The organism is Limnofasciculus baicalensis BBK-W-15 (genome assembly GCF_024178385.1).
In the GTDB taxonomy this organism is placed as follows: Bacteria; Cyanobacteriota; Cyanobacteriia; order Cyanobacteriales; family Coleofasciculaceae; genus Limnofasciculus; species Limnofasciculus baicalensis.
The window spans coordinates 1-12,135 of record NZ_JAMZMM010000180.1; the positions used below are offsets into that span (position 1 = coordinate 1).

13 protein-coding genes and 1 pseudogene are annotated in these 12,135 nt (G+C 42.7%); 7 read left to right on the forward strand and 7 right to left on the reverse strand.

Annotation, left to right across the window (positions count from 1 at the left end):
- Positions 1–94 precede the first annotated feature (94 nt).
- Positions 95–331, reverse strand: a complete 237-nt coding sequence (gene rpmB, locus NJ959_RS17340; protein ID WP_254012996.1) for a 50S ribosomal protein L28 — start codon at positions 329–331, stop codon at positions 95–97.
- A gap of 235 nt (positions 332–566) precedes the next feature.
- Between rpmB and NJ959_RS17345 the strand changes: the two genes are divergently transcribed.
- Positions 567–728: a ribbon-helix-helix domain-containing protein gene (locus NJ959_RS17345; RefSeq protein ID WP_254012997.1), complete on the forward strand. Its 162-nt coding sequence runs from the start codon at positions 567–569 to the stop codon at positions 726–728.
- A 152-nt stretch (positions 729–880) separates the two neighbouring features.
- Here NJ959_RS17345 and NJ959_RS17350 read toward each other — a convergent pair whose 3' ends face one another.
- The 3 genes from NJ959_RS17350 to NJ959_RS17360 all read right to left on the reverse strand — a co-directional run bounded on the left by NJ959_RS17350 (position 881) and on the right by NJ959_RS17360 (position 3,238).
- Positions 881–1,228: a ribulose bisphosphate carboxylase small subunit gene (locus tag NJ959_RS17350; RefSeq protein WP_254012998.1), complete on the reverse strand. Its 348-nt coding sequence runs from the start codon at positions 1,226–1,228 to the stop codon at positions 881–883.
- A 129-nt stretch (positions 1,229–1,357) separates the two neighbouring features.
- Positions 1,358–1,726 carry a RuBisCO chaperone RbcX gene (rcbX, locus tag NJ959_RS17355; protein WP_254013007.1) on the reverse strand — a complete coding sequence of 123 codons (369 nt, stop codon included), beginning with the start codon at positions 1,724–1,726 and terminating at the stop codon, positions 1,358–1,360.
- Positions 1,727–1,807: 81 nt separating this feature from the next.
- Positions 1,808–3,238: a form I ribulose bisphosphate carboxylase large subunit gene (locus NJ959_RS17360; protein ID WP_254012999.1), complete on the reverse strand. Its 1,431-nt coding sequence runs from the start codon at positions 3,236–3,238 to the stop codon at positions 1,808–1,810.
- Positions 3,239–3,867: 629 nt separating this feature from the next.
- Between NJ959_RS17360 and NJ959_RS17365 the strand changes: the two genes are divergently transcribed.
- The 4 genes from NJ959_RS17365 (at position 3,868) to NJ959_RS17380 (ending at position 6,793) form a co-directional block, all read left to right on the forward strand.
- Positions 3,868–4,980 (forward strand): ligand-binding sensor domain-containing protein, encoded by a 1,113-nt coding sequence (locus tag NJ959_RS17365; protein WP_254013000.1) that lies wholly within the window; start codon positions 3,868–3,870, stop codon positions 4,978–4,980.
- A gap of 247 nt (positions 4,981–5,227) precedes the next feature.
- Complete coding sequence (gene panB / locus NJ959_RS17370) at positions 5,228–6,007, forward strand: 3-methyl-2-oxobutanoate hydroxymethyltransferase (RefSeq protein WP_254013001.1); 780 nt, start codon at positions 5,228–5,230, stop codon at positions 6,005–6,007.
- 34 nt (positions 6,008–6,041) lie between these two features.
- Positions 6,042–6,410, forward strand: coding sequence for a hypothetical protein (locus NJ959_RS17375; RefSeq protein WP_254013002.1), 369 nt, complete (start codon positions 6,042–6,044; stop codon positions 6,408–6,410).
- Between the two features lie 26 nt (positions 6,411–6,436).
- Complete coding sequence (locus NJ959_RS17380) at positions 6,437–6,793, forward strand: hypothetical protein (RefSeq protein ID WP_254013003.1); 357 nt, start codon at positions 6,437–6,439, stop codon at positions 6,791–6,793.
- 134 nt (positions 6,794–6,927) lie between these two features.
- On the opposite strand, the gene prfC is transcribed toward NJ959_RS17380, so the two are convergent.
- A complete protein-coding gene (gene prfC / locus NJ959_RS17385; protein ID WP_254013004.1) occupies positions 6,928–8,556 on the reverse strand; it encodes a peptide chain release factor 3 in 1,629 nt (542 codons plus the stop codon).
- A gap of 211 nt (positions 8,557–8,767) precedes the next feature.
- On the opposite strand from prfC, the gene NJ959_RS17390 reads away from it, so the two are divergent.
- Positions 8,768–9,112 (forward strand): DUF4870 domain-containing protein, encoded by a 345-nt coding sequence (locus NJ959_RS17390; RefSeq protein ID WP_254013008.1) that lies wholly within the window; start codon positions 8,768–8,770, stop codon positions 9,110–9,112.
- 342 nt (positions 9,113–9,454) lie between these two features.
- Here NJ959_RS17390 and NJ959_RS17395 read toward each other — a convergent pair.
- Positions 9,455–10,675 (reverse strand): annotated as a pseudogene (locus NJ959_RS17395) (RNA-guided endonuclease InsQ/TnpB family protein).
- Positions 10,676–10,778: 103 nt separating this feature from the next.
- Positions 10,779–11,033 (reverse strand): hypothetical protein, encoded by a 255-nt coding sequence (locus NJ959_RS17400; protein ID WP_254013005.1) that lies wholly within the window; start codon positions 11,031–11,033, stop codon positions 10,779–10,781.
- A gap of 457 nt (positions 11,034–11,490) precedes the next feature.
- Here NJ959_RS17400 and NJ959_RS17405 point away from each other — a divergent pair, with 457 nt between their 5' ends.
- Positions 11,491–11,916: a hypothetical protein gene (locus tag NJ959_RS17405; protein WP_254013006.1), complete on the forward strand. Its 426-nt coding sequence runs from the start codon at positions 11,491–11,493 to the stop codon at positions 11,914–11,916.
- Positions 11,917–12,135: the final 219 nt, after the last annotated feature.

The following is a 12,135-nucleotide window of genomic DNA, read 5'->3' on the forward strand; positions in this document are numbered from 1 at the left end:
CCCCACACCCCACACCGGGGACAAGGGAGACAAGGGAGAGAGTTAAAACTCAAAACTCAAAACTCAAAACTCTCTTCCCACTCCCTACTCCCTTCTAGTAATGCTTGAGGTTAATCCCAGCTTCCTTAGCCATTAAAGCCAAACCCTTTTTCTCCAAAGTCTTAATCGCCGTAGTAGAAAGACGTAACCTCACCCAGCGCTTCCCCTCAGCCCACCAAACCCGCTTCCATTGCAGGTTAACTTGCTGTAGTTTCTTAGTACGACGGTGCGAGTGAGAAACCGCAAAAGCATTATTCGCCTTCTTACCCGTTAGCTGACATTTGCGAGACATAGTAAACCTCCAATTATAGTCCGTCCTCCATGATATCGCTCATTCTCAGCTACTGAGCAATGGAATAGTAGGGTGCGTTACATAACGCACCCTACAGATAGCCCAACTCCGTAAGTCATCTGAAAACCTTTACTTTTTTAAATAAGCCATTGTAAATTACAACATACTTCGGCTTGGCAATCAACCTTGAAAAGATATATACTGAAATAGCTTAAACTATTCAACTGTAGGACTGATGAAACTAAAAGGGCGGGTAACTGCTTATTTACCAGAAGAAATCCAGAAGGCGTTAGAAGAATGGGCAGAAGAAGAAAGTCGCTCATTGAGTAGTCTAGCGACTTACCTCTTGACTCAGGCAGTCAAAGAGCGCCAACAAAAACAAAAGGAGCCTAATTAATCCATCAAATATTTCCCCCCTAAGACATAGAAAACCTTCCTTCGTGTCTTAGTGTCTTCGTGGTTTATTAATTGATATCTGAACAAAAAAAGGAGAGGTTATATAACCCCTCCTTAACTCTCCATGTCAGAAAAGTTTAGAACTCAGCCAATTTAGAAACGGCTACGAACGCCAGTTTGATTGGGCTTGTGTACAATAAAGCTGAGAACTTGGCACTGTTTGATATTGTCGAAACCGACGATACGGACGAACTGATCCCGGTAGTCAGTACGGCAAGCATCAACTTCAGATAGAACTTCTTTGGCGGAACGAGCGCCAAACAAAGGCAGTTTCCACATCGTCCAGAAATGCTGTTTCGGATCAGATGCTTCGCTGAATTCAATAGCAGGAATATAACCCTGATCCAAGATATATTGGACTTGCTTGATAATCTGAGCATCGCTCAGAGGTGGCAAGTAGGACAGGGTTTCAAAACGAATCTCTTTGGGTAAAGTTTGCATGGGGTTTTGCTCTTTTATTACAGTACAGGTATGGAAATGAAGGATAAATTATGAAGGATAAAGGATGAAGTTTGATCGGGACTATTCATTCCCATAACCCCAAAAGTTTCATACTTTACGCTTCATACTTTACACTTCCTGAGTAGGGGGTTCTGGAATAGTGAGTTGCGTGATGCGTTCCAAATGCTGACGTTGATGTTCCATATTCGACTTCTGAATGCCACTACGAACCATTTCTGGTAAAAAGTCCACCACTTCTTCCGCCAAGTATTGCCGCACGGTCATAATCCGAAAAGCTAGCTCTTGCCTTGCTCGGAGTAATTCCTCAATATAAGCATCTCCATCTTGGATACTCGTCTGTGAGGAAAAAGTATTCAACCAATACGCTTGGGGAGGATCAGTTTCTTGTAATTGATCCAGAACAGTTCGCACTGCTTGATAAGTCAGATAACTAATCAGCGTCTTACTTGTCTCTTTCGCAACTCTTTTTAGATCCATTTTGAACCCGCCCTCTAAAGGATGAAGTACGAATGATGAAGGATGAATTTTCATACTTCACACTTCATCCTTTATACTTCTTTAGACGGTATCCATTGCCTCGAACTCGAACTTGATTTCTTTCCAGAGTTCGCAAGCAGCAGCCAATTCAGGAGACCATTTGCAAGCTTCACGGATGACATCGCCACCTTCACGCATCAGGTTACGACCTTCGTTACGGGCTTGGACGCAAGCTTCTAAAGCAACACGGTTAGCAGTTGCACCAGGAGCATTACCCCATGGGTGACCTAGTGTACCACCACCGAACTGTAGGCAAGAATCATCGCCGAAGATTTCCACCAACGCAGGCATGTGCCATACGTGAATACCACCGGAAGCAACAGGCATAACTCCAGGCATAGAAGCCCAATCTTGGGTGAAGTAGATACCGCGTTCGCGATCTAGTTCAATGTGGTCTTCGCGCATTAGGTCTACGAAGCCCATGGTGATACCTTTTTCACCTTCCAGTTTACCAACCACTGTACCGGAATGGAGGTGGTCACCACCAGACATCCGTAAGCACTTGGCTAAAACGCGGAAGTGAATCCCGTGGTTCTTCTGACGGTCAATCACAGCGTGCATGGCACGGTGGATGTGGAGCAGAATACCATTGCGGCGGCACCACTTAGCCAGGGTAGTGTTAGCAGTGAAACCACCAGTTAGGTAGTCGTGCATGATGATGGGGGTTTTGATTTCTTTGGCGAATTCAGCCCGTTCCATCATTTCTTCGCAGGTGGGGGCGGTGACGTTTAGGTAGTGACCTTTGATTTCCCCGGTTTCAGCTTGAGCTTTCTCAATGGCTTCTTGTACAAACAGGAAGCGATCGCGCCAGCGCATGAAGGGCTGAGAGTTGATGTTTTCGTCGTCTTTGGTGAAGTCCAAACCACCACGCAGAACTTCATATACTGCACGGCCGTAGTTTTTCGCCGATAAACCTAATTTAGGCTTAATCGTGCAACCCAACAAAGGACGACCGTATTTGTTTAGCTTGTCGCGCTCAACGGTAATCCCGTGAGGAGGACCTTGGAAAGTCTTGAGGTAAGCAATCGGAATTCTTAAGTCTTCCAAGCGAAGCGCACGTAAGGCTTTGAAACCAAATACGTTACCCACCAAAGAGGTGAGCAAGTTGGTGACGGAGCCTTCTTCAAACAAATCTAAAGGATAGGCTACATAACAGATATATTGATTGTCTTCACCAGGTACTGGTTCGACATCATAGCAACGACCTTTGTAGCGATCTAGGTCAGTTAACAAATCGGTCCACACTGTTGTCCAGGTTCCGGTGGAAGATTCTGCTGCTACGGCTGCACCTGCTTCTTCTGGGGGTACTCCGGGCTGAGGAGTTACGCGAAATGCGGCTAAAATATCGGTATCTTTAGGAGTGTAATCCGGAGTATAATATGTTAATTTATAATCCTTTACCCCGGCGGCATACCCAGCTTTTGACTGAGTTTTAGTGGATGAGTAAGACATGTTTTCCTTCCTTAGGAACTACTGAATGTTGAGAGAGGCACTCTTAGCTCTTGGCGGTAGTTTTAGCTTTCCTTGCCAAACAGACCTTTCATTGGGTGGCTGCACCACCCGCAATTTCTATTGGGAATTGTGGCTTGAGATTACCTAAGAACCGTTATTTTCAAACAAAATTGCCTTGGAACAGTCAATTCTGTTATCCGACTCGCCTGAGTCGGTAAGCGTCAATACCATTCATCGACAATTGCCAATATACCAAGAAGTGGTGTCACTTAAAATTTTAATATTCTTGCGAAATGTATAAGCTTGGTTTATCAAGGAGTAGAAATATTAAATTTAGTTAATAAGTCGTTACACTTATTGCTTTATTCTACTTTTGATGGTATATGAGTCAGGATGTATCCCCCTCTAGATTCTATCTGTAGGGTGCGTTACGCGTTGGCGCAGCCTTCCCGAAGGGTAGCTAACGCACCAGTCACCCATCCGCTGCTACTCCCCCACCAAAAACATCAGCCACTAACCAATCACCCATCCGCTGCCAGTCTTTAAGTCTTAATATAGAAAGGTAGAAATCCGAGGAACCAGCCGTCAACAACCCACCATTAAATCGGAGTCTCCAGGGAGGAAGAAAGATGAGGTTTGGGAATGCCTGTATTGGTCTTATTTTTGGGGTAACTCTGCTAGGGCTGAATATCCCTCTGTTCAATGTAATGCCAAGATCAATAGTAGAAGTTGATGGGGGTAGGGTTTTGGCACAAAGTAATCTTGAGGAGTTGCCTCCCGATTATCAAGGTGCGCCGCCACCACCTAGACTAGAGCCACTGCCTCCTCAACGTCTGCGACGAGATGTGGAACCTTTGCCTAAAGATTTTCGTGTCCCTGCTCTCCAATCAGATTATACTGGTGACCTCTGGATTGGTTCTTGGTTGGGTTTGGCGAGAATTAACCCTAATAGCGGTAAGGTGGAGGCGCGGATAGATTTGCCCAATTACACAATTGGTGCTTTGGCGCAAGATAAGGTGGGCAGGATTTGGGTGGGAACTTATGATGGATTAGTGCGAGTCGATCCTCGCAGTAATGAGGTTACGGCACATAATTTTACATTGCCTTCAAATCGGGTATTGTCTTTATTAGTGGATAAGCGAGGTTATCTTTGGGTAGGTAGCGATCGCGGTTTGTCTTTAATTAGTCCAGATAAGGGACTCTTGATGACTACTCTACAAGAACTTCCTGGTGTTAGTGCTAATGCTTTAACTTTGGATAATGATGGTCAGTTATGGGTGGGTACTCTGGAAGGATTGGTGCGAGTGGATACGGCTAGTGGTTTTGTGATTGGGCGCATTACCGATATACCGGGAACTATTGTACAAACTATTACTACTGCACCCGATGGAATGCTGTGGGTAGGAACTACTAATAGTTTACTGGTAATTGACCCGGAAACTCGACAAGTCTTGCGTTCCGTTACTCCATTGCGGGGACGTAGTGTTACTTCGATTAGGTTTGCTTTAGATGGTAGTGTTTGGGTTGGTACGGAATATGGCTTATTAAAAATAAAAGCAGCAACGGGTGCCGTATTTGGCGAACTTACAAATCTACTCTCAAATCATGTTCTTTCTCTTTCTCCTGATACTGGTAATAAGTTGTGGGTGGGAACGACAGAAGGATTGGCTTGGGTTAGTTTATCTAGTGGTACAGTAAGACCACATTTTGCTTTTGTGAAAGATGCACCTAATAGTTATTAGTTGTTGGTTGTTGGTTGTTGGTTATTAGTTGTTGGTTATTGGTCAAATAAATAATGACTGTAACAGTCCGAACACATATAGCCATCGCCCGTGTTAGAACAATTGGCTCTCAGCCCCTTGTTAAAATTTGCTAGCTTAAAATGTCCTAACCGCTGTGGCGGTTGCTATATTATACAAACAACAAACAACAAATAACAAACAACAAATAACAAATAACAAACAACAAATAACAAACAACAAATAACAAATGGTAAATATCCAACAACTAAAACAATGGAAACAGGATGGGCGACGGATTGTCGTACTGACGGCTTGGGATTTTGCGATCGCACAGTTGTTGGATATGGCCCAAGTGGATATTATTCTGGTGGGTGATTCTTTGGGGATGGTGACTCTGGGATATAAAACTACTTTACCCCTAACTCTAGAGGAAATGTTACACCATACTAAGGCAGTCTGTCGCGGGGTAAAACGGGCGTTAGTTGTTTGCGATTTGCCTTTTATGAGTTATCAAGAAAGTCCCCAACAAGCTATCCATTCTGCGGGTAGGGTTTTGAAGGAAACTGGGGCGCAGGCGGTGAAGTTGGAAGGGGGATATCCCGCGATGGCGCAAACGGTGGCACAACTGACTGCGATAGGGATTCCGGTGATGGGGCATGTGGGATTAACGCCGCAGTCTGTTCATCGATTGGGCTATCGTCAACAGGGGAAAACTGTGGAGGATGCGGATCGAATTTTACAAGATGCGATCGCACTGGAACAAGCGGGGGCTTTTGCTATTGTTTTAGAGCATATCCCTGCTGATTTGGCACAAACCATTACCCAAAAGTTAATGATTCCTACGATTGGGATTGGTGCGGGATTCCATTGTGATGGACAGGTTTTGGTGACGGCGGATATATTAGGTTTGACGGAACGACAACCTCCCTTTGCTAAGTCTTATGTAAATTTAAGGGATGTTATTGGTGAAGCTATCCAGGATTTTAGTATCGAGGTGCGAGAGGGGAAGTTTCCGGACATCAAGTAGGAGATATAGAGAAAATGGGATTACAAACATAATCATGTCAGGCTTTTCATTAGTTTACACAAGTACTCGTGGGACAGGGACAACCTTGGTACGAAATGCTATTATTCAGGGAATAAATTTTCAATTCAATACCGGACATGGATTTTACCGAACCCACAATAACCCTAGTGGAGTCGTAACTAACCTCCACAGTACAGGTCTTACACCTGACATAATTGAAATAGAAATTAGCCACGATATCCTAGCATTTCTATCAACAGGTGGCTCCTTGCCACAACCAAATCCCAGCTTTACAGGTCCACTGGAACGGAATATTACCGTCAATAGCTATCAAATTGGCTATCGTGTAGTGCAAACTAAGTTTAATACAATCTCTGTTAGCACTTACTTTTTGATCCCTTAATTAATTATAAATGAGAGATTTCCGACATGAGTTTACTAATAGAAGCAATGTCCAAAATGCTGAGAATAGAAGACGAAGGGCAACGTACCGAAGCAGAACATTATTTCATCGAAATATTAACCTTTAGTACCTTTGATGAAATTGTCGCTATGCTGGATAAAGGTTTGACAGAAGATTGGTTGGGGCTTCCAGTGTGGGCAAGGAATCAAGCCTTTCGTCTGGCTTGCTTACTTGCACCAAAAAATTCCCAAATTCGCCGTCGTGCCGCTGCCGATTTGCGCTGCTTTGGTCCTGACTGGGATGGAGAGGTACAGAGGTTAGAAGAAGAAGCCCAAGAGTTAGAGAAAATTAATCAATCTCAGTCATTATATCAAGTCCGGTAGCATCAATAAAAGTTTGTAGTAAGCACTTTAGTGCTTGAAAAGTTTACAGTCAGGACTTTAGTGATTGAAAACAAAGGCACTAAAGTGCCTACTACAAACAATAGCGATACAACTGGACATGAGAATCAAATAACTTACAAAGATTCGGGTTGTTGCCCAGAAACTACAGGGGCACTTGAATTTAACTGTAACCCTGGATGATCTCCGACAACTTGCTGCATATTCCACTCATTCTTAAATAATAAAACCGGACGACCCCAGTTATCCTTTACCGTGACGGTATTAAATAAACGCCCTGCTTTTTTCAGTGCATCCCAGCCGCCAGCTACCCAACGAGCTAAACTGTAAGGTAACGCTTCCAAGTAAGTTTCTACTCCATATTCATTTAATAGCCGAAACTGGACTACCTCAAATTGTAATTGTCCCACCGCTGCTAAAATAGGGTCGCGTTTCGACTCATCTACCGAATACATAATCTGGACAGCTCCTTCCTCTCGCAACTCAGAAACTCCTTTATGGAATTGTTTGAACTTGGAAGGATTGGGATTTTTTAGATAAGAAAATAGTTCGGGAGAAAAGCAGGGAATTCCCTCATACTCTAATTTCTTACCATTATAAATAGTATCGCCAATGGCAAAAACTCCCGGATTATTCAACCCAATCACATCTCCAGGATAGGCGACATCAATTGATTCTCTATCTTGGGCAAATAGTTTTTGAGGTCTTGACAAACGGACAATTTTACCACTGCGGGCATGATTGACAGTCATGTCTTTTTCAAACTTACCCGTACAAACCCGCACAAATGCTACCCTATCTCGATGTTTCGGGTCCATATTTGCTTGAAGTTTGAATACAAATCCCGTAAATTCTGGGTAAGTCGGGTCAATTTCACCTGCTGTGGAGTTACGGGCAGCGGGTTTGAGGGCGTAGTCGAGAAAGGAATCTAGAAATAACTGCACCCCAAAATTAGTCATGGCACTACCGAAGAAAACGGGGGTGATTTGACCTTTATGGAGTTGTGCTAAATCTAATTCTGGACCAATCCCTTCAATCAGTTCGATATCTTCTTTTAACTGATAATAGAGATCCTGTTCTAATAACTCCTCAATTCGAGGTTCTCCCAAATTAACTATCGTATTTTTCGCTTCCCGCGCACCGTGGGCACTTCGTTCAAATAGGTGAATTTGTTGATTGTGTCGGTCAAAAACTCCTTTAAAGCGATCGCCCATACCAATAGGCCAGTTTACCGCATAAGTTTGTAATCCCAGTTCTTGTTCAATTTCATCTAGCAATTCTAAGGGTTCTCGTCCCGGACGGTCAAGTTTATTCACAAAAGTGAAGATAGGCAAGCCTCGCATCCTACAGACTTCAAATAATTTCCGCGTTTGGGTTTCTAAACCCTTCGCCGCATCAATCAGCATCACGGCGTTATCGGCTGCCGCGAGAGTACGATAGGTATCTTCACTAAAGTCTTGGTGTCCAGGAGTGTCAAGTAAATTAATCTGACAATTCCGATATTCAAACTGCAACACCGTTGAGGTGATAGAAATACCCCGCTGTTGTTCCATTGCCATCCAGTCAGACGTAGCCTTCCGCTGCGCCCTTCTCGCCTTGACTGTACCTGCTTCGTGAATCGCACCTCCGTAGAGCAATAGTTTTTCAGTTAGTGTCGTCTTCCCCGCGTCGGGGTGGGAAATAATGGCAAAGTTGCGGCGACGAGCAACAGCAGCTTGCAGTTCAACTTCAATTTCAGTGGGCATCCAGCTAGATTGATTAGGGGTTATCCAAATATTATAGTGGGGTCTGGGGTGTGGGATTTTTCAATTTAGCTTTCTTCGCTAGCTCTATGGTGCAATATCCTCCCAGATTCTGGGTGGGATTTACGATATCTGTGGTAACGGTAGTTTGTTAGACTGTCATAGTTAGAGTGTAATATAAGTTATCTTCAATTGGAAGGAAGTTTGTTTTATGATGTACGATCCAGATAAAAGAAAGCTGTTGTCTTCCCTCTGCCATGGGTCAATTTTTATTAGCGCATCAGTTGTTTCAGTTGGAATTCCCATTGCTATTTTGATCGTATCCGACGATCCAATCGTCAAAGAAAATGCTAAAGAAGCGATTAATTTCCATTTTAATGTTTGGCTCTATGGCATAATTGTTGGAGTCATAAGCTTCTTGACCTTGGGTTTGGGGGGGATATTTTTAGTTCCTCTCTTCTTGCTTTTTAATTGGATACCACCGATTCTGGCAATCCTGAAGTCTTTAGGGAATGTCAATGAGTCTTATCGCTATCCGTTTATCTTTCGCTTGTTGTAAGTAGTCGGATATAATTAAACCTTTGCTGGGCAATGTCCTCACAATTCAGATCGCTGACATTTACAGCGGTTCCCGCTGCTATGAGGTACAGTAGCAGCAATGAGTAAACCAATTTTTTAAATGTTGAGGATTCATGAAGTCAAGGGCAACGGCAATTACAGCAGATTTCAAGTGAGTGAGGTGCCCAGAAACCCGGTTTCTGGGGTCTCCAGCGAGTCTATCATCTCCGATTGCCCCCTATCCCTCCTAAAATTACTCTTTGCAGATTGACAAATTGGTTAATTTGTCAATAATATTAACTTTTACTTAAACCACTTTTTTTCTTTTTGACACTCCCCAGCCCTAAAGGGACGGGGATTCTTGCTTCAATGAGCGATTTTGCTTAAGAACTGTTTCCAATTTTAAGTAGAGAATCATCTCTCCACAAGCGTTAATTTCCGTTTGCCCAACGGTATTTGATATATAGCCAAGCAATCTTAATGCCTTAACGAGGATATTAATTGCGGCGTTTTCGTCCCTATCTAAAACTACTCCACATTTACAAACATGAGTGCGAATAGACAAAGATTTTTTCACAATCTCTCCACAACCAGAGCAATCCTGACTGGTGAAATGGGGAGGAACAGCAATAACAACCTTGCCAAACTTGAGGGCAAAATATTGCAACCACTCCCTAAATAGTGACCAGGCAGCATCACTAATTGACTTAGCCAGATGATGATTTTTTACCAGGTTTCGCACTTTTAAGTCTTCCACTGCCACGATGTCATTAGACATCACCACGCATCTCGCTAATTTTACTGCGAAATCTTTACGTTGGCGTGATACTTTTAAGTGCGCTCTCCCTAATCGGTTAATCGCTTTTTTCCTATTGTTAGAGCCTTTCACCTTTTTCGAAACTTGACGCTGTGCTTTTGAGAGCCTTTTTTCTGATTTTCTTAAATAACGAGGATTATCTATTTTCTCCCCATTACTATCGGTGTAGAAATGATTCAATCCTACGTCTAATCCCAGGGCTTTTCCTGTGGGCTGCAACCCTTGTTTGACATCTGCTTGAATACAAAATTGGCAATAATAGCCATCGGCTCTTTTGACTAATCTTACCCGTTAAATTTGCTCAAAGGCGTAAAAATGCAAATCATAAGTGCCAACTAGCTTGAAAGTCCCGATTCCTTTCTTGTCAGTGAAAGTTATTGTTTTCCTCTTCTCAGAAAGTTTCCACCCTGACTTTTTGTATTCTACAGAGCGTTGATTCTTTTTGAATCGGGGAAAGCCTTTCTTTTCGGCAATCTTCTTTTTACAGTTTTCAAAAAATCTGTTAATTCCCGACCAACAACGTTCTGACGAGGCTTGTCTAGCTGTTGAATTGAGTTCATTAGCAAAGGGAAATTCTTTAGCCAATACCGCTGTATAAGCACTTAAGTCGTATTTATTTACGCCTTTATTCTCCATCCAGAAACGCAAGCATTTGTTTCTAATGAATTGCGCTGTGCGTATTGCTTCATCAACGGCGCGATATTGCGGCTCTTTCCCTTTGAGTTTGAACTCGTAGACGATCGTGATATCGACCTTTATTACCCGTTTCTTATTCTGGCACTAGCAGCGTAATTACCCTAGTTTCTGCAACAATTTGTAATATTTGACTGCGGTTTAAACCGCTAATCGCCTAGATCCCCATGTCTAAAGCCAGGGGCTTTGGCTCGTTTTTCGGTAAAATATAAAAATCAATCCGGATCGTAGTAAAGTTGTCTGTAGGTATAAACATATATCTCTCGGCGTGCAGCAGTACTCCAGTCGGGACAGGCGATCGGGATTTACCACGATTTAGATCCAGACTGTAGGTTGAATCAATAACTAGATAGGTGTCAACTGAAAGCAGAAAGTGTAAATAACCTAGGGCGATATCAATTGTGAAACTCAAACATCTCTAATAAATTTAGGGACTTTATCTCTTAGAGAATAACATTTTTACTGTTTCAGATTTCTTGATAAATAAACGCAATAATTGAGAAGAGCTAATGGCTAATAGCTATTAGCTCTTGGTCATTTTCCAGATAATATTGCGTTTATTCATCTCCGACTATTTGATTTAATGATAGTCAGAAGAATAGAACTTAGACAAAAGATCAATTTCCACCCTATCTCAGGGTGTAAGTTAGTCATTTAACACCCGGCGAATAGGGTTAATGGGTAAGTTCTAAACGAGGTTAACCTAAACCATAAAAGAATAATTTGCCAGAGATAGAGATAAAGATCTTGGTTTAGGTTAACTAAAAAATATAATTCAGGGATTTATGCTCTGCAAAGTTAGAGCTAGCTTCGCATTTGGCAAAGCTAGTCGTTTTCGCCATTGTCAAAATTCATAGGACTAGACTAACATGATTAGAACTAACATTTGGATTGTCTTTTGCATTTACACAATTTACGCATTGATTAGTACGCCACTGTTTTTTGTGACATCCGGTGGGTGGATATCCATATTTTTCTACATAGGAATCGCAGGGATATTCTACATCATTAGCACTATTTTGCTGTTTGTTAGTGCAACAAATCGTACCGCTAGAAGAAAAACCAATGTCAAAATAAAGCTGAGGCTATTGCTAGTAATTCTTGGCTTACAAGTATTTGTGGTTGTGTTTAATTACGGGAGTTGTGGTCAAGAAATATGTGCGGAAGGCTTTTTACCAGGTATTTTGGCAGAAGCCAGTCTACCTATAATTTTATCCCCTCCCTTTGTAGTGGTTGTCTTTGCTCTACTTTTGTATTTGGGCTTCTTGTCGTTATTCTTATTTGATATAGCTTGAATGGCGAGTGGGTTTTTTGGAGTGGGTTTTTTGGAGTGGGGAGTGGGTTTTTTGGAGTAGAGAGTGGGTTTTTTGGAGTGGGGAGTGGGTTTTAACTGTCTTCCTTGTCTTCCTTGTCTTCCTTGTCTCCCTTGTCTTCCTTGTCTTCCTTGTCTCCCTTGTCTCCCTTGTCTCCCTTGTCTCCCTTGTCTTCCTTGTCTCCCTTGTCTCCCTTGTCTC

Bases quoted from the DNA above. Each gene is read 5' to 3' on its own strand.
- NJ959_RS17405 (WP_254013006.1), top strand. From the start codon at position 11,491: ATGATTAGAACTAACATTTGGATTGTCTTTTGCATTTACACAATTTAC.
- NJ959_RS17375 (WP_254013002.1), top strand. From the start codon at position 6,042: ATGTCAGGCTTTTCATTAGTTTACACAAGTACTCGTGGGACAGGGACA.
- NJ959_RS17390 (WP_254013008.1), top strand. From the start codon at position 8,768: ATGTACGATCCAGATAAAAGAAAGCTGTTGTCTTCCCTCTGCCATGGG.
- NJ959_RS17350 (WP_254012998.1), bottom strand. From the start codon at position 1,228: ATGCAAACTTTACCCAAAGAGATTCGTTTTGAAACCCTGTCCTACTTG.
- rcbX (WP_254013007.1), bottom strand. From the start codon at position 1,726: ATGGATCTAAAAAGAGTTGCGAAAGAGACAAGTAAGACGCTGATTAGT.
- NJ959_RS17365 (WP_254013000.1), top strand. From the start codon at position 3,868: ATGAGGTTTGGGAATGCCTGTATTGGTCTTATTTTTGGGGTAACTCTG.
- NJ959_RS17360 (WP_254012999.1), bottom strand. From the start codon at position 3,238: ATGTCTTACTCATCCACTAAAACTCAGTCAAAAGCTGGGTATGCCGCC.
- NJ959_RS17380 (WP_254013003.1), top strand. From the start codon at position 6,437: ATGAGTTTACTAATAGAAGCAATGTCCAAAATGCTGAGAATAGAAGAC.
- NJ959_RS17345 (WP_254012997.1), top strand. From the start codon at position 567: ATGAAACTAAAAGGGCGGGTAACTGCTTATTTACCAGAAGAAATCCAG.
- rpmB (WP_254012996.1), bottom strand. From the start codon at position 331: ATGTCTCGCAAATGTCAGCTAACGGGTAAGAAGGCGAATAATGCTTTT.
- panB (WP_254013001.1), top strand. From the start codon at position 5,228: ATGGTAAATATCCAACAACTAAAACAATGGAAACAGGATGGGCGACGG.
- prfC (WP_254013004.1), bottom strand. From the start codon at position 8,556: ATGCCCACTGAAATTGAAGTTGAACTGCAAGCTGCTGTTGCTCGTCGC.